Here is a 22,348-nt window from a genome sequence, read left to right on the forward strand (position 1 = left end):
GACTTTTAAGTTATGATAAGTAAAATGATAATTGTTATCATTAGTGTTCTTTGGGGGGCGAGTAATGAGTCGAGCGATGGAAAGCCAAGCGCGTGTCACGATTGATTTGGATTGGGATAAGTTATTGGAGTTAATGCAAAGTGGTGCCTTGTGTGGTGCGGACATTCATGTGTCCGACCCGGAGTCCAAGGCATTGATTCAGCAAGCTTGTTTGAAAAGTTGTGCGCAGAAAGTCTGTGCCGGGTGCGACATGAGTGACCTGTGTGGCGTGGGGGCCTGTCCTTCAGGTCATTCTGTTTCTGAACAGGTCGTGACCACGCACCCTTTTAATCTTTAAACAATCTCGGTTTAAGGTAAATGCCTGCGCTGTTGCCGGCCAACGCCGCCAGCGCCCAGAGCCAGCCGTGTAAACTGCCGGAGCCGATGCCGCTGAAAAAAGCACCGATATTGCAACCGAACGCGATAACGGACCCGTATCCCATAATAAAGCCGCCTAGAATCGCCATCAGGTGAGGTTTGAGCGTGAACTGCGTCGCTTCTTGGCGGGCCGAACGTGCCAGTAGTGTGACTAACAGTGCGCCGCTAATCAACCCCAGTGTCGTCAAGCTAACAGCGTTTTCCAGTAAAGGTGATTCTTGTCGGCTGAAATGGGTGATGCCATAGGGCCAAAACGACCAGTCCAGTGGCAGATGCAAGGCATCGCTGATTTTCAAACCCCAATAGGGAAAAACATTGGCAATTGACCAAGGTTGGCCGCTGAGCAACAACAGAAAGGCATTGAGCAGCGCCAGCACCAAACCGGCTTTCAACCAAGGGTGCCAGTCGGCGATTTTCCAAAAGGCCGAAGTGTTAAGGCGTGACAGTTCATCAAAATGATTCTTTTCCTTTAAGATGGCCAGCCAATACAGCACACCAATAAAGCCCAGTTGCAATACCAAGCCTTGTATTAAACCGAAGGACTGTAGCACCGAAACGGGTTGCAGTGCGGGTACCGCCCGCCAGAATTCATTATGGTAAGCGGCCAAGGTGCCGCCAACCAATAGAAAGAAAAAACTGGTTAAGGATAACGGCTGTAATTGGCCCATTTTATTGAAGGTGCCGGAGGTACAGCCGTTGGCCAGCTGCATCCCCACCCCGAACATAAATGCACCGGCGATGACGGATAGGCTTAATGGCTGTACGAACCCTTGTAACGCCAGCCCGTTGAATTCCCCCAAGCTCAAGAGCAAGAAAAATAGCACACTGGTGAACGCCAGCATCCATAACACAGCGCGCACGCCCAGTGTTCGCCCTTGTGTCAGCAGTTGGTGGGAGCAGGTACGGAAACCGAATTGAAAATAGTTCAGACTGGCACCCAACAGGGCGCCGACCAGGAATAAAGACAAGTGGTTTTCCGATAACCACAGGCTGACAGCCAGTAGCGGCAGTAACAGCCACCAAACGGCGGCTTTCGGTAATGGTGTTAGGGCAAGTGTGCGTAGCATGCGTTTGTCTTCTAAATCGTGATTTGAGAAGGCATTATAGAGGTGGGAGAGGTGGTAAAAAAATCATTCTTTTATATGTTGGCATTGCGTTTGGTTATGAAAAATATTGCTAATATGTTGATGTGCTAATATCCGATGGGGACTGGCCGCACAGTCCTTTGCGCGACTCGATCAAATAGCCCAAATTGCTTAAGCAACGTTCGGTACATTGATTGAATGGAGTTGAAACTGCTCAAGGGTTGATGCGGAGCTTCCTTGTCGGCAAAGAAGAGCTGGTGTTTAAGTTTTAACCGGCCGTTGCGCGGACAACGGCTTGCTCGGCTGCGTCCAGGTTGTCGACGCTGATGTCCAGGTTCTTCAGGCGCCCGTCTTTGATGTTGTAGATAAAACCGTGCACCGCGAGCGATTGGCCTTTTTTCCAGGCTTTCCGTACCGCCGGAACATGGCAGATATTACGCACCTGCTCCGCGACATTGATCTCACACAAACGATTGACGCGTTCTTCATAAGGCAATGCATCCAGCTCGGTTTGCTTGCGTTGGTAGTATTTTCGAATCGGACGTACCCAATGGTCAATCAAGCTGGGGTTGCCTTCTTCCATTGAGGCGATCACTCCGCCACAGCCGTAATGGCCATTGACGATAATGTGTTTGACCTTCAGGATTTCGACGGCGTATTGGATGACCGACAGCACATTCATGTCGCTGGAGTTCACCAGATTGGCGATGTTGCGGTGTACGAAAATCGTGCCTGGGTCCATTTTGACCAGTTGGTTGGCGGGCACGCGGCTATCGGAGCAGCCAATCCACAAATATTCGGGTTTTTGTTGGTGGGAGAGGGTTTCGAAGAAGTGGGGGCGCTCGGCATTCACTTCGTCCACCCATTCTACGTTGTTTTGTAACAGTTGTTCAATCGGGCTGTTACAGTCGCATTTGTCGCACATAATTATCCTTTTGGAGAAGTTTTGGTCGTGGTTAAGACAATACAAGCTTCTTCAAAAGATGGAATTATACCGATAATATCCAGTAACGGATAAAAACTGATCTGAATTTATCGCGGGAAAGTCAAAACCAAGGATGGTTACTTGGCGGGGTGGCTTTCGGTTGTTGTGATTTTCCTAATCGATAAGCGGCTTTCAATGCTTTAGCTGTTTTATCATTCCAGTTAAGCTGATGCTTTTGGGCGATGTCCTGTAAATACGCATCCGATCCAATTTGTTGATAGCGTTCAAGAAACGCTTCAACCGGCATGGGTAATACTACTTCAGAGGCATCAATAGGAGAGTCGAAATGAATAACTTCGATTTCACTCGATTCCAGCATCTCAAATTTATAAGAGATGACGTCCAGTTGATTCTGTTGGGCGATTCGACTGGGGAGCTGCTGTAAAAACAGGTCGATATCGTCAATATAAGGGGGTAAGTCGACACCTAGCTCATAGCAAAAGGTTTCGCCCCGAAAATCAAATGTCGAACGCACTCTCATGGTTGACTTCATAGAAATTTCCTAGAGCCTTTAGTTTGTCAGCTTCATAAAGACTTGCGGCAATTGCTCCGGCAATTTATCCACATGGTCTATCACCGTATATTGATTGCCGAAGATATCCGAGACATATTCATCTGCCTTAGGGTCAAGTGTGATGCAGTAGGAATAAATGCCTTGCCCCTGCAATTCTTCGACCGCCTTATGGGTGTCCTGAATCAATGTTTGTGGGTCTTTTGAATCAATGTCCGCCGGTTCGCCATCGGTTAACACCAGCATTAACTTTTTCTCAGCTTGCTGTGCTTCAAGATAATGTGCGGCATGACGCATGGCCGCGCCCATTCGGGTTGAAAAAGACGCCTCCAATCCGGCAATCCGTGCTTTCACGTCATCGTTATAACTTTCCGAATAGCCTTTAATATGCTGATAGCGCACTTCATGGCGTGTGTCGGAACAGAAACCGGCAATCGCAAATTTATCGCCTAACTGCTCGACGGTCCAGGCGGTAATCGCCAAAGCTTCCTCGGAAAGTTCCAACAACGTTTGACCCGTTTCCGGATTACGTTCATTCAACGATTGGGAGGTATCCACCAAAAGCATGACCGCAATGTTGCGACTGTCGGTGGTGTGACTGTAGTTGATGCGCGGATCGGGAGCGGAACCGCTTTTGAAATCGATGATTGAACGAATCGCCACGTCCAGATCCAACTCTTCGCCTTCTTCTTGGAAGCGAATACGCTTTTTGTTCTGCGGCTTAAGCATTTCAATCATTTTTTTCAGGCGATTGGCCAGGTCGCTGTGTTTGTCCATTAAGCGATCGATTTTACTGGCTTCTCCGGATGGGTGCAGACGCTCGTAAACGGTGGTCCAATCTGGCCGGTAGCCTTCAGAGATATAGTCCCATTCATCGTAATGACGTGGCGGCAACCCACCTTCATTGTCGATTTTCGGTTCTTCGTTCTCATACTCGTTCGGCATGATTTCGTCTGCTTCGTCATATTCTTCGTAATAGAACCAGATATAACGGTTGTCGTCACGGTAAGACACCTCGGTATCGTCAAAGAATACCGTTGGTTGGCTGTCTGAAGACTGCTTACGTGTCTTGACATAGAAATCAATACCCAAATCGGCCATATCCGCGGTGGTCGATTCTTCACCTTTCTCAGCCATGATTGTATGGAAACGCTCACGGAAGCTTTCCAGCAATTCATTCTGAGGGTCAAAGTTCTCGTCCAACAGGGCGCGAGACATACGCGTTGCACGATAGCGCAGACACGACATTTTCTGATCGTCACAGGCACCTTTTTCAGGGTAAGGGTGCAAGGATAAAAACAATTTTTTCAGACCTGGATAACGTTGAATCGCCAAATGTTCGACACGGCAGTCTTCAAACACCGAGATAAACAATTGCATATGGGGGGCATAGTTATCCGCCATCAGTTGTCCGGACCATTTTTTATGCGCCATCATGTGTGCCACTGTCGCACGATAGCGGTCGGTACCCGACACGCCATTTTCGGCGTCATAAACATCCGGTACCGCAATGATGTCATCATCCAGGTAAGGCACCGGCTTGCGCAACTGGTCAAAAGCCGTCGCAAAGGTTTGGAAAGGCAAATCGCAGTCCCACATGCATTCTTTCAACATGTCCATATGACGTTCAACGTCTTTGAAAGTGGTGCCTTTGCGCTCGCGGGTGATAATGCTTTTGGCGTCATGCGATTCCAGCTTAAAGTAGGCAATCTGTTCTTCCGGTGCATTCAGGTAGTTGCGCGCACCGTAATCGATAAAGTTACGGATACCGTTGAGGCAAAGTTTGGAAATCAGTTGTGGCATGGACTCTAAGAGCGGAACCATTCCGGGGCTTTCATAAAGCGAATGGTGCCCATGAATCACGGTCTGAGTTTTTTCGACATACTCGTCAATGATTTGTAGATACAGCTCTAAGTCTTCAATACGGTCGATGCGCCGGCAAACATGCCCAAGCGTTGATAAAAACGGAATCAAGGCTTTTTTATTGGGGCTTCGCGCCAGCAGGTAGCTGTAATCGGCCACCATTTTATTGGTGCCTTGACCAAAGTGGGAGGCGATGTCCGGCATTACTTCCATAAACACCAATACAGGTTCAACGCCTTGGCCGATTTTACAGAGGAAGTTCGCGCCTTCTAAATAGGACTCGACCCCTTGTGGCGATAATTTCGACACGGCATCATTTAGTAAATCGGGGAACAGCTCGACCGCTTTCGGAAATTTACAGGTAAATTTTTCCTGATATTCAGCAAATAATTCTTCATTCATACTTAAACATCTCGTTCAGTTGAAAGTATCTCTTCTAAAAAGAGACATCATAAGTTTGGTTCGCCGAATTTTCGCGCTGAGCAAGGCGAGAATAAGGGAGTGTATAAGTTATACACGACCGTTTCTAACGAAGCGCAGCGCGAAAAGTCGGATGAAACAATTTATGATTAGCCGAAAATCATTTCGATGGCGTTGTCTAATGTTTGGCGGATGTCTGCATCATCGGTAATCGGACGTACCAAAGCCATTTTACAAGCTTCGACAGGGGTAATGCCTTGGTTGATCAGGGTAGCGGCATAGACCATCAAACGGGTAGAAATCCCTTCGTCCAGACCATGACCTTTGAGGTTACGTGCCGTTTCGCCGATTTGAACTAGCTTCTTCGCGGTGGCCTCGTCAACGCCACCTTCCTTTTGCAGAATATGTGCTTCGACGTCTGGCGCAGCATAATCAAAGTCCATGGCACAGAAACGTTGTTTGGTGGATTGCTTCAGGTCTTTCATCAAGGATTGATAACCCGGATTGTAGGAAATGACCAATTGGAAATCCGGATGCGCTTTAATCAGCTCGCCTTTTTTATCCAAAGATAATTCACGACGGTGGTCGGTCAAGGCATGGATGACAACCATGGTATCTTGACGGGCTTCGACAATTTCATCCAGATAGCAGATGGCACCGTAGCGTGCGGCCATGGTGAGTGGGCCATCAACCCAGCGAGTGCCTTCTGCGTCTAATAGATAGCGCCCGACCAAGTCGGCTGCGGTAATGTCTTCGTTACAGGAAACGGTAATGATGGGTTTCCCCAGTTTCCAGGCCATGTGCTCGACAAAACGAGATTTACCGCAGCCTGTTGGGCCTTTGACCATGACTGGCAAGCGTGCGGCATAAGCGGCTTCGTAAAGTTCAATCTCATTCGATTGTGCATCGTAAAAAGGTTCATTGTCGATTTTGTACTGTGAAATATCCATCTGAGTTCCCCGAAACTTTGATTGATAATAAGAGAGCTTTGCACCCAAAGGGCATAAACACGAGATGGATACACGGCTAAAAATGGCTAAAATCTTCCTGAATGTCGTTGAAAAACTCGTTAATAGCCAGCTATTAACTTCGTTTTCCGCCTAATTCAGAAAAATTTTATCTCATTTTTTCCTCGCGCCCCACTCGTGCAAAACTCTCAATAAAAAAGAAGTTCTTTGAGCTTGATAAACCACCAGACCTGGTGGTTTTTAAGCGAATTTACATGTTGGTAAAATCATTTTCGTTTAATGTCTGTGAACGCAAAACGCTAAACGAAAAGGATTTGAATTTGAGCGGTAGGGTAAGAAAACCTCAGCATAACGCTGAGGTTTTAAGTATCCATTCAAATTGATGGGTAAAGTTGCTTGAAGCACACACAGTGCCTCAAGCGGCTTTAATATCAATTACTTGTGGACACCCAATTTTTCTCTCCAGCCTGGGAAGATTTTGTCTGCATCGCTTGGGAAAGATTCGAATGCACGAGCAAATTCTGGATGCTCTTTAGCGTATTCGATTGGGTCTGCACCCGTTTTCCAGCACTCGTAGGCTTGACCCAGAGACGTACCACCAGCAGCTGGGCTGTCGATGTGACCGAATGCACCACCACCACAAGTGTTGATGACGTTACCGTGCCCTAGGTTTTCGAAGAAACCAGGTAGACGTAGCGCGTTCATACCACCAGAGATGATTGGCGTAGTCGGCTTCATGCCGTACCACTTCTGATAGAAGTAGTGACCTTGACACTCGTCACGCTCAAGCATGTAAGCCAGTACGCGCTCATCACCGTGACCTTCCATTTTACCGTAACCCATCGTACCCGTGTGGATACCAGAAGCGCCCATTAGGCGAGCAAGCTTCATGTAGCACAGAGGGTCCATACCCATAGGTGACTTATAAGAAGTCAAGGCACCGTGACCTGCACGGTGGAAGTGTAGGTAAGTATCTGGGAAGTTACGACGTGCCGTGGTAACACCTGCTGGACCGGTTACGAAACCGTCAACCAAGAAAGCAACGTGTTTTTCGTTACCGTACTTAGCGAATTCACCTAGGATGTACTCACCACGTTTGATCATTTCTTCGTGGAAGTCAGCCGTTACGTTAGCAGAGAAAAGCTTCGCTTCACCTGTTTCTTGCTGTGCACGATCCATTGTTTCTGCAACCATCGGAATAACCGTTTCCATTGGGCAGAAAGGTTGGTTAGCTTGTGGCTCATCGTTTTTGATGAAGTCACCACCCAACCAGAAGTCATAACATGCTTTCGCGAATGGCTCTGGACGTAGGCCTAGTTTAGGCTTGATGATAGTACCTGCGATGTAACCACCGTCGACTTCTGGGCGACCGAGTACTTTCCATAGGTCGGAAATGTCAGTGGCTGGGCCGTCGAATTTCTTAACCATTTGCTCTGGCACCAAGAAGTCCAACATACGAAGACCTTCGTGGTCACCCATACCTTGGTTGTTCCCTAGGATCAAAGACCACATGTGAGATACGTTGTAGTGACCATCGATTAGGTTTGGATCGAATAGGTCGACTGGGTAAGCGATCTTCATCAGACCACCTTTGTCACCGAAGGCCGCTTCGTCAATTTCATATACTAAAGCATCCACACCACGCGTGAAGTCGTCAGTAGTTGATACTTCAACGTTCGTACCCGTTGAAGACTCAGCAGCAACGTGAGCAGCTACTTCTAGGAAACCGTAACCCGCAGCAGGTTTTAGACGGTAGGCAACAAGAAGGTGATTACCATCAGCAACCAATTTTTCTTCTGATAGAGTTAAGTCAGCGTAACGATTCGACTGATCCATTTTTCATACCTCTTTTTGGGGGTGAATTCCGGAGACGGCACACCCTTTATTTTTGTTGAATCATTTCGTTAAAAACGACTCAACCCCGAAACTTTGAATGGTTATTATAGGGAATGGTCGGATAACTTCAAATCAATAATTTTGATTAAAAGCATAGATAAAAGACTATACAAAATACTGTTTTACTAAGACGCTAAGCAATAGCTGGGCTGTTTAACGGGCTTATAATCAATGGGTTTGAGTCGAGCGGATGGTTAGCGAAATTTATTAAAGGCCAGTTCACTGAGTTTTTCGCCTTCTTTTTTCAGCAGTTCAATCAGCTTCTCGGCGGCAATGGACAGCACCTTGCCTTTTGGGTAAGCCAGGTACCAATGACGGTTAATGGGGAATCCTTTGACATTCAGAATGGCGATTTTACCTTGATTGATCTCTTCCATTAGGGTGGGAACGGAAGCCACCGTGATACCGAGATTCTGCAGTAACCCCAGGCGAATCGGTTCGATGCCACCCAGTACCATTTTGATATTCGGTCGAAATTCAAATTCTTCGAAGACTTTTTCAATCTGCGCCCGGATGCCGGAACCGGTCTCTCGCATCAGAAACGGTTCGTCCACCAAGTCTTCAATGGAAAGCTGTTTACCGACCAGTGGATGATGGCTGTTTGCGACGAAAGCCAAAGGGTTGACGGAAAGCTGTGAGGATTCCACATTGAGGTCTTCCGGCGGCTGGCCGAGTAGATAGAAATCATCCTTGTTTTGGTTAATGCGTTCCAGCAAACTCTCTTTGTTACCCACACGCATGATGACGGTGACGTCCGGATAAGCTTGGGTGAACTCGTGAATGACTTTCGGCACAAAATACTGGGCGGTGGAGATGACTGTCAGTTTAACGCTGCCGCCCGAAAAACCTTTGAGGTGGTTGATTTTCTGTTCGGCGATGGAAAGCTGCTGCAAAATATTATTGGCCGCTTCGTACAGCGCCTGGCCGGCTTCGGTTAGGTGAACCTTGCGCCCGATTTGTTCAAATAACGGGGCTTCCAAAATGTCAGTGAGTTTTTTGACCTGCATGGAAACCGTCGGCTGGGTTAAATGAAGCTCTTCCGCCGCTTTGGAAAAACTGTTGTGCCGGGCAATGCTTTCAAATACCTGCAATTGGCGGAGGGTGGCGTTACGAGCCAGCAGCGAAATTTTTTCAGGCATGACACTCCTTTTATGAGACCTTTAAGCGTGTTTCCATCTTGTGCAAAGGTCTCGTTATTTCCAATCGGAACCGTTATATACAATTCGTTATGATTTGCTTTAACGGGTGTCCGACATGACCAACAGTTTATTGATATCCACCGATTTCAAAAAGTCCAAAAACGCGACGGCAGGCGGCATCAGGACCTTGTCTTGCATTTTAGCAATGTACCAATCGCGGCTCAGCGGGAAGCCTTGCACGTCCAGAACGGTTAAATGGCCGTATTTGGCTTCAATACGAACCGCATGGCGGGGAATCACGGAAATGCCCAGGCCTGCCATCACTCCTTGCTTGATCGACTCGGTACTGCCCAGCTCCATATAAGGTTGGATCACATAGTTTTCCTGTGCCAAGCGTTCTTCCAGTGCAATACGAATGCCCGACCCGCTTTCGCGCATCAGAAACTTTTCGTTAACAATATCGCTTAATGGAATTTGTTTGTTTTTCGCCAATGGATGGTTGGGCGGCGCAATCATCACCAGTTCGTTTTTGAAGAACGGAAAGGCTTCCATTTTCAGTTCTGGCGGGACGCGTCCCATCACCGTCAAATGATATTGGTTGCGCTTCAGTTCGTCGAGAATCCGGCGTCGGTTGACCACGGTGATGGAGGGAATGACATCCGGGTATTTATTTAAGAAGGCTTTCAATACATACGGGATGAAATATTTGGCGGGGGTGACCACGGCCAGCTTCAGTTCACCTTCCACACTGTCTTGTTCGTTACGAATGTAGGCGGTGAGGTCTTTGAGCTCTTCCAGGATGTTGGTGCAGGTTTTGAACATGTGTTCACCGGCCGATGTCAGGTAAAGTTTTTTGCCGATGACTTCGATGAGCTTGACGTCGTTGTTTTCTTCCAAGCGTTTAACCTGTACCGAAACGGCCGGCTGTGACAGGTTCAATTCTTCAGCCGCTTTGGTATAGCTTAAATGCCGGGAAACCGCCTCGAAAATTCGAATTTGTTGAGCGGTGATATGGAGATTATGCATTTTATTTCTCGAATGGTGAAAAGTTAAGGTGTTGAAAATAAAAACAATTTTATTTGAACATAACCCTTTGTTTATGAATTGTATAACAAAGACTGAGCTTTAGGCCAGGGTAATTTGGCTAAGATACGAACCACTGGAAACGTAAGCGTCTAACCACGCAGCGAAAGAAACGTTTTTTCAGACTCTTTTCACAACTAACTTTTATAACAAAGAGGTAAAAGATGGCTAAGACTTATAACGCCGGTGTAAAAGAATACCGCGAAACGTATTGGATGCCTGATTATGAGCCGAAAGACTCAGATTTTCTAGCATGTTTTAAAGTAGTCCCACAAGATGGTGTACCACGTGAAGAAGTGGCCGCTGCGGTAGCTGCGGAATCTTCAACAGGGACTTGGACCACTGTATGGACTGACTTGTTGACCGATTTGGATCACTACAAAGGTCGTGCTTACAGAATCGAAGACGTTCCTGGTGATGATTCGGCTTTCTACGCGTTCATCGCTTACCCAATCGACTTGTTCGAAGAAGGGTCTGTTGTAAACGTATTCACATCTTTGGTTGGTAACGTATTCGGCTTTAAAGCACTGCGTGCTTTGCGCTTGGAAGACGTTCGTGTTCCGCTTGCATACGTCATGACGTGTGGTGGACCACCACACGGTATCCAAGTTGAGCGTGACAAAATGGATAAATATGGTCGTCCGATGTTGGGTTGTACCATCAAGCCTAAGCTTGGTTTGTCTGCGAAAAACTATGGCCGTGCCGTATATGAATGTTTGCGTGGTGGTCTTGACTTCACGAAAGATGACGAGAACATCAACTCTCAACCGTTCATGCGCTGGCGTGACCGTTTCTTGTTCTGTCAAGAAGCGATTGAAAAGTCAGAAGCGGAAACCGGTGAGCGTAAAGGTCACTACCTGAACGTTACCGCTCCAACACCTGAAGAAATGTACAAGCGTGCTGAATTCGCAAAAGAAATCGGTTCTCCGATCATCATGCACGATTACCTAACCGGTGGTTTCACAGCAAACACAGGTTTGGCGAACTGGTGTCGTGATAACGGCGTTCTGCTTCACATTCACCGCGCAATGCACGGTGTAATCGACCGTAACCCACACCACGGTATCCACTTCCGTGTCTTGGCGAAAGCACTTCGTCTATCCGGTGGTGACCACCTTCACTCCGGTACCGTTGTTGGTAAATTGGAAGGTGACCGTGAAGCGACACTTGGTTGGATCGATCTTATGCGTGACAGCTACATTGAAGAAGATCGCTCACGCGGCATCATGTTCGACCAGGACTTCGGTGCAATGCCTGGTGTGCTTCCGGTTGCTTCCGGTGGTATCCACGTATGGCACATGCCGGCCTTGGTTTCCATCTTCGGTGATGACTCCGTTCTTCAGTTCGGTGGTGGTACTTTGGGTCACCCATGGGGTAACGCAGCCGGTGCGGCCGCAAACCGTGTGGCTCTTGAAGCGTGTGTTCAAGCACGTAACGAAGGTAAGGAAGTCGAGAAAGTCGGTAAGGAAATCCTTACTGAAGCGGCTAAACACAGCCCAGAACTTAAAATCGCGATGGAAACATGGAAAGAAATTAAGTTCGAATTCGATACTGTTGACAAACTAGACGTTTCTCACAAGTAATCGATTGTTAAATTCAGGAGAAAAAACATGAGTACAGTACAAGATTATCCTTCACGTCTTTCTGATCCAGCATCGCGTAAGGCAGAAACTTTTTCATACCTGCCGAAGATGTCTGATGAGCAAATCAGAGCGCAAGTAGAGTACATCATCAGCAAGGGTTGGAACCCGGCTGTTGAGCACACTGAGCCAGAGAACGCTTTCTCTTACTTCTGGTATATGTGGAAGCTTCCAATGTTCGGTGAAACGTCTGCAGACGCCGTTCTGGATGAAGTTAACGCGTGCATCAAAGCCAACCCAAACAACCACGTTCGTTTGATTGGTTATGACAACTATGCGCAGTCTCAAGGTGCCAACATGCTAGTTAAGCGTGGTGACATGTAAAATGGTTTAAAACGCCCGCCAGCAACCCAAGTGCGTTGTTGGGCGCGGCTCGAAACGTAGAACTCGCCGCCCGAAGGGGTAAGGCGAGAAATCCTCATGTGCTCATGGCACACTCCGGTTTCTGCGCTGCGTCCGCCTAGCCCTTGAATCACTGGCGAACGTTTTAATTCCATTTGTTTGCTGGCTGTTCGTTTCAGTCAGCGGTAAATTTACTGCTATAAAATCGCGGTTTAGATGTTTGTTTGAATCGCGTCCGTTTCCCTTAGCCAAAAGCGACGGGAGGCGGCTATCGAATTCCGGTGGTTGCAAGCTTCGTTTTGCAGCCGCCAACCTTGTTTACCCGGGCAGTCTCATACCTCACTGTTCGGGTAACGGCCAGCTAGCCCCGAAACTAGCTGGTTTTCAATTTATTTAGTTGTGCTCATTTCAACAAGTGACCACACCTAAATATTTTGAACGTTTTGAATGATGACTTGCCAACGGAGAAATAACATGTCGGAAATTAATGCCTTAGATCCAAGCCAATACATGATTAAAGACGAACCGTTTTACCGTCCGGTATCGGATGAAATCGAATTGTTCGAGTCCGGATATGCTTCCCGAATGCCGATTATGTTGAAAGGCCCGACGGGGTGCGGTAAGTCGCGTTTTGTGGAATACATGGCGCACAAGCTCGGTAAGCCGTTGATCACGGTGGCGTGTAACGAAGATATGACCGCCTCCGATTTGGTCGGCCGTTACCTAATCGACATCAACGGTACCAAATGGCAGGACGGCCCTTTGACCGTCGCCGCGCGTATCGGCGCCATTTGTTATCTGGATGAGGTGGTTGAAGCCCGTCAGGACACCACGGTTGTGATTCACCCCTTGACGGATCACCGTCGTGTGTTGCCGCTGGATAAAAAAGGTGAACTGGTTGAAGCCCACCCGGATTTTCAATTGGTGATTTCCTATAACCCGGGTTATCAGTCCATGATGAAAGACTTGAAACAATCCACCAAACAGCGTTTCGGCGGCTTCAAGTTCGACTATCCGGAAGAGGCGGTGGAAGCCGATATCGTCGCCAAAGAAGCGGGCATCGATCAAGCCACGGCCGAGAAATTGGTTCAAATCGCGCAACGTTCCCGTAACCTGAAAGGGCACGGTCTGGACGAAGGGATTTCCACACGTCTATTGGTGTACGCGGCACAGTTGATCAACAAGGGTGTTGACCCGAAAAAAGCTTGTACGATGGCCTTGATTACGCCATTGACAGACGACGATGACATTTTGGATACCCTCTTGACCACGGTCGATACTTTCTTTGAATAAACCCTTTGAATAAACCAAAAGTGGCCAGGCCTGGGTGTTTTGACCAGGCCTGGGAGAAAGGTCTAAACGACGGAATAACAAGAGAGAATCGATATGAGTTTTGAACTGCAGGAAGTCAAGGAATCCTTGATTGAAAGCGTTCCTCAATTAGAGGAAATGCTGGATTCATTGATTCAAGAGGCTTCACACCACATGTCGGAGGCGTCGCGTCAGACCTGGTTGCAAAATGCCCAGGGGATAGCGTACCTCGGTAAGGGGCAACAGATTGTCATCAGTTATCTGGAAGCCGTGCCGCAAGTCGTGTCGCAAGTCGAAGACGAAATTTTGGATGACGTTCTGGAAACGGTGATGAAATTGTCGTCGGTCACCTCCGGTGAAGTGGTGGCTTTGACGTTGGATTCGTTGCCGTTGGTCGCGGAAAGAACCGGCGATATCGACCTGTTGAGACAATATCTGGCGCTGATTTATCAATTGGGCTCCAAAACCCCGCGTGGCCTGAGACCTATGCTGGGCATTATCGATGATTTGATGTCGAAGTTGACCGTGTCCGGCTTGCGCCGCTGGGCGCAATGGGGAGCGCAAGCACACGCCCGTAATTTCCAGGCGCAGATGGATTATTTCGGTTTGCAATCGGAAGATTCCAAGGCGGTGTTTCAGCAGCAGCGTAAAGGCTCGCTGTTCATCGATTTTCATCGCCCGATCAACTTCTATTTACGCGCTTTTTGGGCGCGCGATTTCTTCATTCGCCCGGCGGCGTCGGATTTCGATGACTTCAAACCCTTCTATGAAAACATGGCGATGCATTTGCCGGACGCTTTGAATGATTTGGGTGACATTAAAGGGGCGGAACTCTACCGTGCCATGGCGGCGCACATGGCTTCGCACTTGATGTATACGTCAGCCGCGATTTCGATGGAGCAGTTGAACCCGCAACAGATGTTCTTTATCGAGCTGATTGAGGACGCGCGCGTCGAATACAATGCCATCAAACAGTTCCCGGGCTTGAAAAAGCTGTGGATGAAAGTGGCCAAAGCCGGCATGGAAGCGTCGGAACTGCCGGAAAACACCACGGCGTATCGTCTGGAACAGTTGGCCTTGGCGTTGATGGATAAAGAATACCCATTTGACGATGAGCCTTTGACCCTAGTGGTGGATCAGTTCCACGATCAGGTCGAAGACAACTTGGAAAACGAAAAGTGGTCTTGGGATTTGGGGATGACTTTGTATAACGTCCTCAACCAATCCGTGAGCAAATGGGAGTCTTTGACCGACATCAGCCGGATGCGCTTCCCGTATCGTGATGACAATCGTTTGATCTGGGCATCCGAAGAATGGGACGAAATGGAAGGCACCGGTGCCGGGCACCAGGAGACCGTGCGCAAGCATGTGTCGGTTATGGAAATGGTCAATGAAATTGACTCCGAACTGGAAGACGTTGACCATGATGAAGTCTGGGTGCTGAATTCCGAATTTTTCCCGTATGAAGATAATGGTGTGTCCTACAATGAGATGGAAGGCGTTGAGCCGATTTCCGATCCGGTTCATTACCACGAATGGGATTATCGCGTTCAGCTGAACCGCCCGAATTGGGTGACGTTATACGAGCACCGTGCCAAGAAAGGCGATCCGGAATTGTACGACCGAATTCTGGAACAGAACAAAGGCATTGCGCACCGCATCAAGCAAATCGTCGATAAACTTCAGGCGGTGGGCTTGCAGCGTATCCGCCGTATCGAAGACGGGGATGAGCTCGATTTGAATGCCTGTGTGGAAGCCATTACCGCATTGCGTATGGGGCAGGAACCGGATCCGCGCATTACCATGAAAAACGTGGTTCGCAGCCGAGAGGTCTCGGTGGTGATTTTGCTGGACTTATCCGAATCTACGAATGAGTACGTCACTGGTGAAGACAAAACCGTGCTGGAAGTGACGCAGGAAGCGGCCATTTTGGTGTCTCACGCCATTAATGGTATTGGTGACCAGTTTGCGGTACACGGCTTCTCGTCGGATGGACGACACGATGTTCAGTACACGCGTTTTAAACAGTTCGAAGAACCGTTTGATGCGGATGTTCACGCCAAACTGGCCGGTATGCAAGGTGGCTTGTCCACGCGTATGGGGGCGGCGATGCGTCATGCCGGAGCTTATCTGGAAAGACAGTCCAGCAAACAAAAATTGTTGCTGGTGATTACCGATGGTGAACCGTCAGATATTGACGAAAAAGACAGTCAATATTTGAAGCAGGACGCGAAAAAAGCGGTGGAAGAACTGCAAACCAATGGCGTTTATTCGTACTGCCTGACGATTGACCAGTTTGCCGATAAGTATGTGCAGCAGATATTCGGCCAAAACCGCTATGCGATTGTCGATAACGTCTTGCGTTTGCCGGAAAAATTGCCGACACTGTTCGCCAACCTAACCACATAATAAAAGAAAAGGGGCTGTCATGGACGCTCAACAATTTTTAACCGCCGTGTCGGCATTGTCGGATGACGATTTTCAGAAAGTTCTTAATGGCTCGACTTTAGTCGTCGTTCAGGACCGGGAGTTGCGTCTTGGTAAAACCGACGATGCCTTCGTGATTTATGAATTGGGTGAAGATCCGTTCGATACGGTAGCGTCGCTGAAACAATACCTGACCGATAACGTCGAAGATTTGTTGCGGGATTATTATCAGTTCAACCCGATTAGCAAAGAGTTCTTTCAGGCACGCTTGCGCGAGTTGATGCTTGAGTATGGCGAAGCGGCATTCGCGGCACAGCCGAATAACTTGCCGGAAAAGGCCGTGTTTGTCGAACAGGGTGAGCTGGTGTGTGAAGGGCAGGAAAGTCCACGCTTCAAATACGGTTTGTATTTACGATTGGATGAAGCCATGCCGGCGATGGCCGTGAGCAACAAAGTTAAAAACTGGTTGCAATCCGGCTCCGCTTACGGCGACTACATCAGTGTCAATGTGTGTCGTTTCAGTGCCTTTTAAGTTTCGTTAATCCACATCCTGGTCGGCGTCATCTTCGATGCCGTCCAGCTTTCTGACCTTTTTAAAAGCTTTCTTGACCGCTTTTTCGATGCGGGCCTGGATCTCAAGATGCTCTTCGCCGGACATATAAAACGACATATCAATGTCATGACGAATGTAACGGGGAGCAATACGGTTTAACGCAATGCAGGCCATATCCGCAAGTTGATTATCCGTCAAACCGGAATCCAAATAGTTTTCGTGAATGTAGTTGAATACCGGTCTTTCGTAGTAGTTATGAACGGTTTCTAATGCAGACATCGTCACTCTCCTTGATGAGCGAATCTTAAAATAGCCGAATCGAGCTAGGCTTTAACGTTTTAACTATACCGAAATTTCAGGCATAAAAAAAGCACTCCTTGGAGTGCTTTTACACCGGCTTTGCGACCGACGCCTTTACGCGTTACCGGATGTATTATCCCCTGTCTTAGCTGATGGCTTCCCGTTTGATGGCACGGTGACCAATGTCGGTACGGTGAAACTCATCCTGCCATTGAATTTTCGCCACGGCTTCGTAGGCTTTTTTCTGAGCGTCGGTGACGTTTTCACCCAATGCGGTGACGCAAAGTACGCGGCCGCCAGAGGTGATCACTTCGCCTTGGTCGTTGGTGGCGGTGCCGGCATGGAAGACCTTGGTATCAACGCCGTTGGCCTCGTCGATGCCTTTGATGACGTCGCCTTTACGGTAGCTGTCCGGGTAACCGCCTGCGGCAAGTACCACGCCTAATGCTGCGCGTGAGTCCCATTTAGCGGAAATGCTATCGAGCTTTTTATCCAAGGCCGCCAGGCACAACTCTTCCAGGTTCGATTGCAAGCGCATCATGATCGGTTGCGTTTCCGGGTCACCAAAACGGCAGTTGAATTCCAGCACTTTTGGGGTGCCGTCGGCAGTGACCATCACACCGGCATACAGGAAGCCAGTGTAAGGCAAGCCGTCTTTCGCCATACCTTCGATGGTGGGGCGGATGACTTCGTCCATGATACGGTCATGGATTTTACGGGTTACGACCGGTGCTGGGGTATACGCGCCCATGCCGCCGGTGTTCGGACCTGTATCGCCATTGTCGCGCGCCTTATGGTCTTGAGAGGTCGCCATCGGCAGGATGTGTTCGCCGTCCGCCATAACGATGAAGCTGGCTTCTTCGCCTTCCAGGAATTCTTCGATGACCACGCGAGCTCCAGCATCGCCGAATTTGTTGCCCGCCAGCATGTCTTCCACGGCGGCAATCGCTTCGGCTTCGGTGTCGGCCAGAATCACGCCTTTACCAGCGGCCAAACCGTCGGCTTTCACCACAATCGGCGCGCCCATTTTTTCAATGTAGGCGACGGCGGGCGGAATTTCGGTAAAGACTTCATAAGCCGCGGTCGGAATTTGATGTTTGGCCAGAAAATCTTTGGAGAAGGCTTTGGAACCTTCTAGCTGTGCCGCGCCTTTGGATGGGCCGAAGCATTTTAATCCGGCGGATTCAAAGGCATCGACTACGCCAAGCACCAGCGGCACTTCCGGGCCGACGATGGTCAGTTCCACTTGGTTGTTTTGGGCAAAATCGACCAGGCCTGGCAAATCTTCCACGGCAATCGCCACGTTTTTCAGTTTCGGTTCCAAAGCGGTTCCGGCATTGCCCGGCGCGACGAAGACGGTCTCGACGTTTTCGGACTGCGCCGTTTTCCATGCCAAGGCATGTTCACGACCACCGCTTCCAATCACTAATACATTCATTTAAATTTTCTCTCGTTTATTCCAAATTCAAGAGGAAGGAGCGCTTTGGTTGGGGTCAAGGCGGGGGTGAAAGCCGGAGCGCAGCGTACAAAAAGTACGTGAGCACCGGAAGTTCAAGCCCAACGCAGAGACCAAGTAAATAAGCCCTTCCGAACAGGATTAATGTTTAAAGTGGCGCATACCGGTGAACACCATCGCAATACCATGTTCGTTGGCGGCGTCGATGACTTCCTGATCGCGCATGGAACCGCCCGGATGAATCACCGCGGTGATGCCCGCTTCGGCGGCGGCGTCGATGCCGTCGCGGAACGGGAAGAACGCATCGGAAGCCATGACGGAGCCCGGGACTTCCAGCCCTTCGTCGGCGGCTTTGATGCCGGCGATTTTAGCGGAGTAAACACGGCTCATTTGGCCCGCACCCACCCCAATGGTCATGCCGTCTTTGACATAGACAATGGCATTGGATTTAACGTATTTCGCGACTTTCCAGGCGAACTGCAAATCGGCCATTTCTTTTTCAGTCGGTGCGCGTTGGGTGACGACTTTCAAATCGCTTTCGGCGACCGTGCCCAAATCGCGGTCTTGTACCAGCAAGCCGCCGGTGACGCGTTTGTAGTCGTAGGCCGGTTGTTGTTCGCCCAATTCACCACACACCAGCAGGCGAACGTTTTGTTTGCTGGAAACTGCTTGCTTGGCGTCGTCGGACACGCTTGGCGCGATAATGACTTCCACGAATTGACGGTCGACAATTGCTTGAGCCGTCTCGGCGTCCAACTCGTGGTTAAAGGCAATGATGCCGCCGAAAGCGGACGTCGGGTCGGTTTTGTAAGCGCGGTCATAGGCTTCGAACACGCTGTTACCAATGGAAACGCCACATGGGTTGGCGTGTTTCACGATGACGCAAGCGATGTCGTCGAAGGTTTTGACCAATTCCAGTGCCGCGTCGGTATCGGCAATGTTATTGAAAGACAACGCCTTACCTTGCAGCTGTTCGGCGGTGGAAACCGATGCTTCGCTGGCGTTGCGCTCTGTGTAGAACGCCGCCGATTGGTGCGGATTTTCGCCGTAGCGCATGGATTGTTTTTTCACATACTGGGTGTTGTAAGTGCGAGGGAAGGTATCGGCTTCGTCTTCACTGAACAGCTTGCCGAAGTAATTTGAAATGGCGCCGTCGTAACGCGCGGTTTGTTCGAAGGTTTTGATGGCCAAATCGAAACGGGTGGCGTGCGCTAGCTGACCGTTGTTGGCTTGCATTTCCGACAAGATGCGGTCGTAGTCGGCCGGGTCGGTGACGACGGCGACGTCTTTATGGTTTTTCGCAGCAGAGCGCAACATGGTCGGGCCGCCGATGTCGATGTTTTCAATCGCGTCTTCCAGGCGGCAATCCGGCTTGGCCACGGTGGCTTCAAACGGATAGAGATTCACCACTACCATATCGATCGGGTCGATACCGTGTTCGGCCATGACCGCATCGTCGGTGCCGCGACGCCCCAGCAGGCCGCCGTGAATTTTCGGGTGCAGGGTTTTGACGCGGCCGTCCATCATCTCCGGGAAACCGGTGTATTCGGAGACTTCGGTGACCGGTAAACCGGCTTCGGACAGGACTTTATAGGTGCCACCGGTGGACAGAATGGCGACGTTCATGTCGCTGAGGGCTTTGGCAAACTCGAGGATGCCGTTCTTGTCGGAAACGCTAATCAGGGCGCGACGAACAGGTTTCATAAAATGGAAATCTCCAGAAAGTTAGTTTTGAATATCTTTATTTGTTAATGGCTGTTTTGACCAGGCCTGGTGGTTTTTACCTTAAGTCAGGCCTGGGTAATTTTGTACTGTTGTATCTTTTTTCTCAGGGTGTTTCGGTTGATGCCCAAAATTTCCGCCGAGCGGGTTTGGTTGAATTCGGTCTTACGTAAAACAAACTCAATCATCGGGCGCTCGACCTGGCTGATGACCATTTGGTAGACGTCACTGGGCACTTCCTCTTCTAGGGTGTCGAAATAGTGCGTCAACGTTTTGGTAACGTGGGTGCAAAGCGCGTGGTCCGTTGTATGTACTTTTTTTGATGTCATGTGCTTGTGTCAGCTTAGGTCATAGAGTATCAAAATAACGATTGATTAAGTCGAGTTGCGCTTGGGTGTTTTCAAGCCGGTTAAATTCTTTTCGCAGCTCGGTTCCCTTCGGTAGGGTCTGGCTGTACCAGCCCAAATGTTTGCGGGCAATCTTGTAACCCAGCGCGGTTCCGTACAAGGTTTCCAATTCGGAAATGTGTCGAGTCATCACCTCATGGTATTCGCTCATGGTGGGCGGTGCCAGCAAGGTACCGTGGGTGAGAAAATGACGTATCTCTCTGAAAATCCAAGGATAACCTTGCGCACCTCGGCCAACCATGAGGCCATTTGAGCCTGTGTATTTTAATACAAATTGCGCGTCTTTTGGGTGACAAATATCGCCGTTGGCAATCACGGGGATGGAGACGTGCTGTTTGACGGCTTTAATGGTGTCGTACTCCGCTTGACCTTGAAACTTGTCCGCCCGGGTCCGTCCATGGATGGTGACGGCTTTCAATCCGTAGTATTCGGCCATCTGTGCGATGTCGACCGCGTTGATGCTGTCGGCGTTGACGCCGGTTCGAATTTTGACCGTGACGGGAATGTCGAGTGCCGCTGTCATGGCTTGAAAAATGGTTTCAACCCGATCCGGTTGGCCGAGCAGGGCGGAACCGGCAGCCACATCGCAGACTTTTTTGGCTGGGCAGCCCATATTCAAATCGATGACATCGGCCCCCTGGGATTGCTGCCATAAGGCGGCTTCCACCAGTTCGTCCGGCTCGGTGCCGAGCAATTGCACGATGCGTGGCGTTTGTTCTGTTTGGTCGGCATGGCGAGTGGATGACTTGGCGGACTGCCACAGCTGTTTTTTGGAGGCGACCATTTCCGACACCGCGTAGTCGGCGTCGTTTTCACGGCAAATATCCCGAAATACCCGGTCGGTGACGCCCGCCATGGGCGCCAGAGCCAGGCTGGGAAGGGTTGGGTGGTCAAAGGGGAGCGTCATAGGCTAGTGTCATCGGGTCAGGCAGTTTGGGTTTAAGTGTTCTTTTGGAAACACAGCAGGGACCAGTCGTCCAGGTCTTGCTGTTCCAATAGTGCAAAACCTTGCTGGTGATAGAAGGAGATGAGTTCCGCCGCTTGATTGGTCAAAAGACCTGAAAGCACCAGAGTGCCGCCGGGTTTCAGTAAACGGATGAATTCGGGCGCCAGTTCTTTGAGTGGGCCGGCCAAGATATTGGCCACCAGTAAATCCGCCGGGTCGGCCTGGAAATTCTTGACTAGTTTGAAATCGATGTCGGCCTGGTTGCGTTCGGCATTCTGTTCGCTGGCCGTGATGGCCTGCGGGTCGATGTCGGTGCCGCGTACCTTGTTCGCGCCCAGTTTTTGTGCCGCCAAGGCCAGCACGCCGGAACCGCAACCGTAGTCGATGACGTTCAGACCGACCGGCGCGTGTTGGTCCAGCCATGTTAGGCATAGCGAAGTCGTCGGGTGTGTGCCGGTGCCGAAGGCCATGCCTGGATCCAGCATGAGGTTGACGGCATCCGCTTCGGGCGGAGTGTGCCAGCTGGGCACAATCCATAATCGCTGGCCGAAACGCATCGGTTCGAATTGGTCCATCCAGGCGCGTACCCAATCTTTGTCTTCTAAGGCTTCGACTTTGTATTGTGTGGCTGTGACGGCGGGTAGGAAGTTTTCCAAATTGGCGATCACGCTTTGAGTGTCGGTTTCTGCATCGAATAAGCCCACCACACGGGTGTGGTGCCAAATCGGCGTGGTGCCGAGTTCCGGTTCAAAAATGGGTTGGTCTTTGGCGTCTTCAAAGGTGACGGAACAGGCGCCGCTTTCCATAAAGGCATCGGAAAGCGGTTCCGCAAGGGCTTCTTCGACGGTGGCATTGATTTGAATCCAGGCCATGTTGG

At 49.7% G+C, this 22,348-nt stretch carries 20 protein-coding genes; 6 read left to right on the top strand and 14 right to left on the bottom strand.

The genetic code is table 11. The features are described from left to right. The first annotated feature begins 64 nt into the window (after positions 1-64). Positions 65-337: a hypothetical protein gene (locus AC0KH7_RS02030; protein ID WP_472366972.1), complete on the top strand. Its 273-nt coding sequence runs from the start codon at positions 65-67 to the stop codon at positions 335-337. On the opposite strand, the gene AC0KH7_RS02035 is transcribed toward AC0KH7_RS02030, so the two are convergent. The 8 genes from AC0KH7_RS02035 to AC0KH7_RS02070 form a co-directional block, all read right to left on the bottom strand. Next, positions 327-1,484 carry a YeeE/YedE thiosulfate transporter family protein gene (locus AC0KH7_RS02035; protein WP_472370225.1) on the bottom strand — a complete coding sequence of 386 codons (1,158 nt, stop codon included), beginning with the start codon at positions 1,482-1,484 and terminating at the stop codon, positions 327-329. The two genes, AC0KH7_RS02030 and AC0KH7_RS02035, sit on opposite strands and share 11 nt — an antisense overlap. Positions 1,485-1,770: 286 nt before the next feature. After that, the gene (locus AC0KH7_RS02040) at positions 1,771-2,427 is read right to left on the bottom strand and encodes a carbonic anhydrase (RefSeq protein WP_472370227.1); all 657 of its coding nucleotides are present in this window, start codon (positions 2,425-2,427) and stop codon (positions 1,771-1,773) included. A gap of 121 nt (positions 2,428-2,548) precedes the next feature. Beyond that, the gene (locus AC0KH7_RS02045) at positions 2,549-2,980 is read right to left on the bottom strand and encodes a hypothetical protein (RefSeq protein WP_472370229.1); all 432 of its coding nucleotides are present in this window, start codon (positions 2,978-2,980) and stop codon (positions 2,549-2,551) included. A gap of 18 nt (positions 2,981-2,998) precedes the next feature. Next, on the bottom strand, positions 2,999-5,263 hold the full coding sequence (locus tag AC0KH7_RS02050; protein WP_472370231.1) for a nitric oxide reductase activation protein NorD: 2,265 nt from the start codon (positions 5,261-5,263) through the stop codon (positions 2,999-3,001). Positions 5,264-5,430: 167 nt separating this feature from the next. Then, a complete protein-coding gene (locus tag AC0KH7_RS02055; RefSeq protein ID WP_128384386.1) occupies positions 5,431-6,231 on the bottom strand; it encodes a CbbQ/NirQ/NorQ/GpvN family protein in 801 nt (266 codons plus the stop codon). A 453-nt stretch (positions 6,232-6,684) separates the two neighbouring features. Further along, entirely contained in the window at positions 6,685-8,085 is a 1,401-nt protein-coding gene (locus AC0KH7_RS02060) for a ribulose-bisphosphate carboxylase (RefSeq protein WP_472370233.1), read from the bottom strand. A gap of 254 nt (positions 8,086-8,339) precedes the next feature. Next, positions 8,340-9,284: a LysR substrate-binding domain-containing protein gene (locus AC0KH7_RS02065; RefSeq protein ID WP_472370235.1), complete on the bottom strand. Its 945-nt coding sequence runs from the start codon at positions 9,282-9,284 to the stop codon at positions 8,340-8,342. 99 nt (positions 9,285-9,383) lie between these two features. Beyond that, on the bottom strand, positions 9,384-10,310 hold the full coding sequence (locus AC0KH7_RS02070; RefSeq protein ID WP_472370238.1) for a LysR family transcriptional regulator: 927 nt from the start codon (positions 10,308-10,310) through the stop codon (positions 9,384-9,386). A 221-nt stretch (positions 10,311-10,531) separates the two neighbouring features. Between AC0KH7_RS02070 and AC0KH7_RS02075 the strand changes: the two genes are divergently transcribed. The 5 genes from AC0KH7_RS02075 to AC0KH7_RS02095 all read left to right on the top strand — a co-directional run bounded on the left by AC0KH7_RS02075 (position 10,532) and on the right by AC0KH7_RS02095 (position 16,619). Next, positions 10,532-11,950: a form I ribulose bisphosphate carboxylase large subunit gene (locus AC0KH7_RS02075; protein ID WP_472370240.1), complete on the top strand. Its 1,419-nt coding sequence runs from the start codon at positions 10,532-10,534 to the stop codon at positions 11,948-11,950. 27 nt (positions 11,951-11,977) lie between these two features. After that, entirely contained in the window at positions 11,978-12,331 is a 354-nt protein-coding gene (locus tag AC0KH7_RS02080; protein ID WP_472370242.1) for a ribulose bisphosphate carboxylase small subunit, read from the top strand. Between the two features lie 492 nt (positions 12,332-12,823). Beyond that, positions 12,824-13,642, top strand: coding sequence for a CbbQ/NirQ/NorQ/GpvN family protein (locus AC0KH7_RS02085; protein WP_029939717.1), 819 nt, complete (start codon positions 12,824-12,826; stop codon positions 13,640-13,642). Positions 13,643-13,735: 93 nt separating this feature from the next. Next, entirely contained in the window at positions 13,736-16,069 is a 2,334-nt protein-coding gene (locus AC0KH7_RS02090) for a nitric oxide reductase activation protein NorD (protein WP_472370244.1), read from the top strand. 19 nt (positions 16,070-16,088) lie between these two features. Next, complete coding sequence (locus AC0KH7_RS02095; RefSeq protein WP_472370246.1) at positions 16,089-16,619, top strand: hypothetical protein; 531 nt, start codon at positions 16,089-16,091, stop codon at positions 16,617-16,619. Positions 16,620-16,625: 6 nt separating this feature from the next. Here AC0KH7_RS02095 and AC0KH7_RS02100 read toward each other — a convergent pair whose 3' ends face one another. The 6 genes from AC0KH7_RS02100 to prmA all read right to left on the bottom strand — a co-directional run bounded on the left by AC0KH7_RS02100 (position 16,626) and on the right by prmA (position 22,343). Continuing rightward, positions 16,626-16,919, bottom strand: a complete 294-nt coding sequence (locus tag AC0KH7_RS02100) for a late competence development ComFB family protein (RefSeq protein ID WP_472370248.1) — start codon at positions 16,917-16,919, stop codon at positions 16,626-16,628. A 166-nt stretch (positions 16,920-17,085) separates the two neighbouring features. Further along, complete coding sequence (gene purD / locus AC0KH7_RS02105) at positions 17,086-18,378, bottom strand: phosphoribosylamine--glycine ligase (protein ID WP_472370250.1); 1,293 nt, start codon at positions 18,376-18,378, stop codon at positions 17,086-17,088. Positions 18,379-18,537: 159 nt separating this feature from the next. Beyond that, complete coding sequence (purH, locus tag AC0KH7_RS02110; RefSeq protein ID WP_472370252.1) at positions 18,538-20,100, bottom strand: bifunctional phosphoribosylaminoimidazolecarboxamide formyltransferase/IMP cyclohydrolase; 1,563 nt, start codon at positions 20,098-20,100, stop codon at positions 18,538-18,540. A gap of 86 nt (positions 20,101-20,186) precedes the next feature. Then, positions 20,187-20,447, bottom strand: coding sequence for a helix-turn-helix domain-containing protein (locus AC0KH7_RS02115; RefSeq protein WP_472370254.1), 261 nt, complete (start codon positions 20,445-20,447; stop codon positions 20,187-20,189). A 19-nt stretch (positions 20,448-20,466) separates the two neighbouring features. Beyond that, on the bottom strand, positions 20,467-21,432 hold the full coding sequence (gene dusB / locus AC0KH7_RS02120) for a tRNA dihydrouridine synthase DusB (RefSeq protein ID WP_472370255.1): 966 nt from the start codon (positions 21,430-21,432) through the stop codon (positions 20,467-20,469). 32 nt (positions 21,433-21,464) lie between these two features. Then, entirely contained in the window at positions 21,465-22,343 is an 879-nt protein-coding gene (gene prmA / locus AC0KH7_RS02125) for a 50S ribosomal protein L11 methyltransferase (RefSeq protein WP_472370257.1), read from the bottom strand. Positions 22,344-22,348: the final 5 nt, after the last annotated feature.

The organism is Hydrogenovibrio sp. (assembly GCF_965140365.1).
Lineage (GTDB): Bacteria > Pseudomonadota > Gammaproteobacteria > Thiomicrospirales > Thiomicrospiraceae > Hydrogenovibrio.

Coding starts and splice junctions, on each gene's coding strand:
- AC0KH7_RS02085 (WP_029939717.1), top strand. CDS start 12,824: ATGTCGGAAATTAATGCCTTAGATCCAAGCCAATACATGATTAAAGAC.
- prmA (WP_472370257.1), bottom strand. CDS start 22,343: ATGGCCTGGATTCAAATCAATGCCACCGTCGAAGAAGCCCTTGCGGAA.
- AC0KH7_RS02070 (WP_472370238.1), bottom strand. CDS start 10,310: ATGCATAATCTCCATATCACCGCTCAACAAATTCGAATTTTCGAGGCG.
- AC0KH7_RS02030 (WP_472366972.1), top strand. CDS start 65: ATGAGTCGAGCGATGGAAAGCCAAGCGCGTGTCACGATTGATTTGGAT.
- AC0KH7_RS02115 (WP_472370254.1), bottom strand. CDS start 20,447: ATGACATCAAAAAAAGTACATACAACGGACCACGCGCTTTGCACCCAC.
- AC0KH7_RS02035 (WP_472370225.1), bottom strand. CDS start 1,484: ATGCTACGCACACTTGCCCTAACACCATTACCGAAAGCCGCCGTTTGG.
- AC0KH7_RS02100 (WP_472370248.1), bottom strand. CDS start 16,919: ATGTCTGCATTAGAAACCGTTCATAACTACTACGAAAGACCGGTATTC.
- AC0KH7_RS02055 (WP_128384386.1), bottom strand. CDS start 6,231: ATGGATATTTCACAGTACAAAATCGACAATGAACCTTTTTACGATGCA.
- AC0KH7_RS02045 (WP_472370229.1), bottom strand. CDS start 2,980: ATGAAGTCAACCATGAGAGTGCGTTCGACATTTGATTTTCGGGGCGAA.
- AC0KH7_RS02075 (WP_472370240.1), top strand. CDS start 10,532: ATGGCTAAGACTTATAACGCCGGTGTAAAAGAATACCGCGAAACGTAT.
- AC0KH7_RS02095 (WP_472370246.1), top strand. CDS start 16,089: ATGGACGCTCAACAATTTTTAACCGCCGTGTCGGCATTGTCGGATGAC.
- AC0KH7_RS02040 (WP_472370227.1), bottom strand. CDS start 2,427: ATGTGCGACAAATGCGACTGTAACAGCCCGATTGAACAACTGTTACAA.
- AC0KH7_RS02065 (WP_472370235.1), bottom strand. CDS start 9,284: ATGCCTGAAAAAATTTCGCTGCTGGCTCGTAACGCCACCCTCCGCCAA.
- purH (WP_472370252.1), bottom strand. CDS start 20,100: ATGAAACCTGTTCGTCGCGCCCTGATTAGCGTTTCCGACAAGAACGGC.
- purD (WP_472370250.1), bottom strand. CDS start 18,378: ATGAATGTATTAGTGATTGGAAGCGGTGGTCGTGAACATGCCTTGGCA.
- AC0KH7_RS02080 (WP_472370242.1), top strand. CDS start 11,978: ATGAGTACAGTACAAGATTATCCTTCACGTCTTTCTGATCCAGCATCG.
- AC0KH7_RS02050 (WP_472370231.1), bottom strand. CDS start 5,263: ATGAATGAAGAATTATTTGCTGAATATCAGGAAAAATTTACCTGTAAA.
- dusB (WP_472370255.1), bottom strand. CDS start 21,432: ATGACGCTCCCCTTTGACCACCCAACCCTTCCCAGCCTGGCTCTGGCG.
- AC0KH7_RS02060 (WP_472370233.1), bottom strand. CDS start 8,085: ATGGATCAGTCGAATCGTTACGCTGACTTAACTCTATCAGAAGAAAAA.
- AC0KH7_RS02090 (WP_472370244.1), top strand. CDS start 13,736: ATGAGTTTTGAACTGCAGGAAGTCAAGGAATCCTTGATTGAAAGCGTT.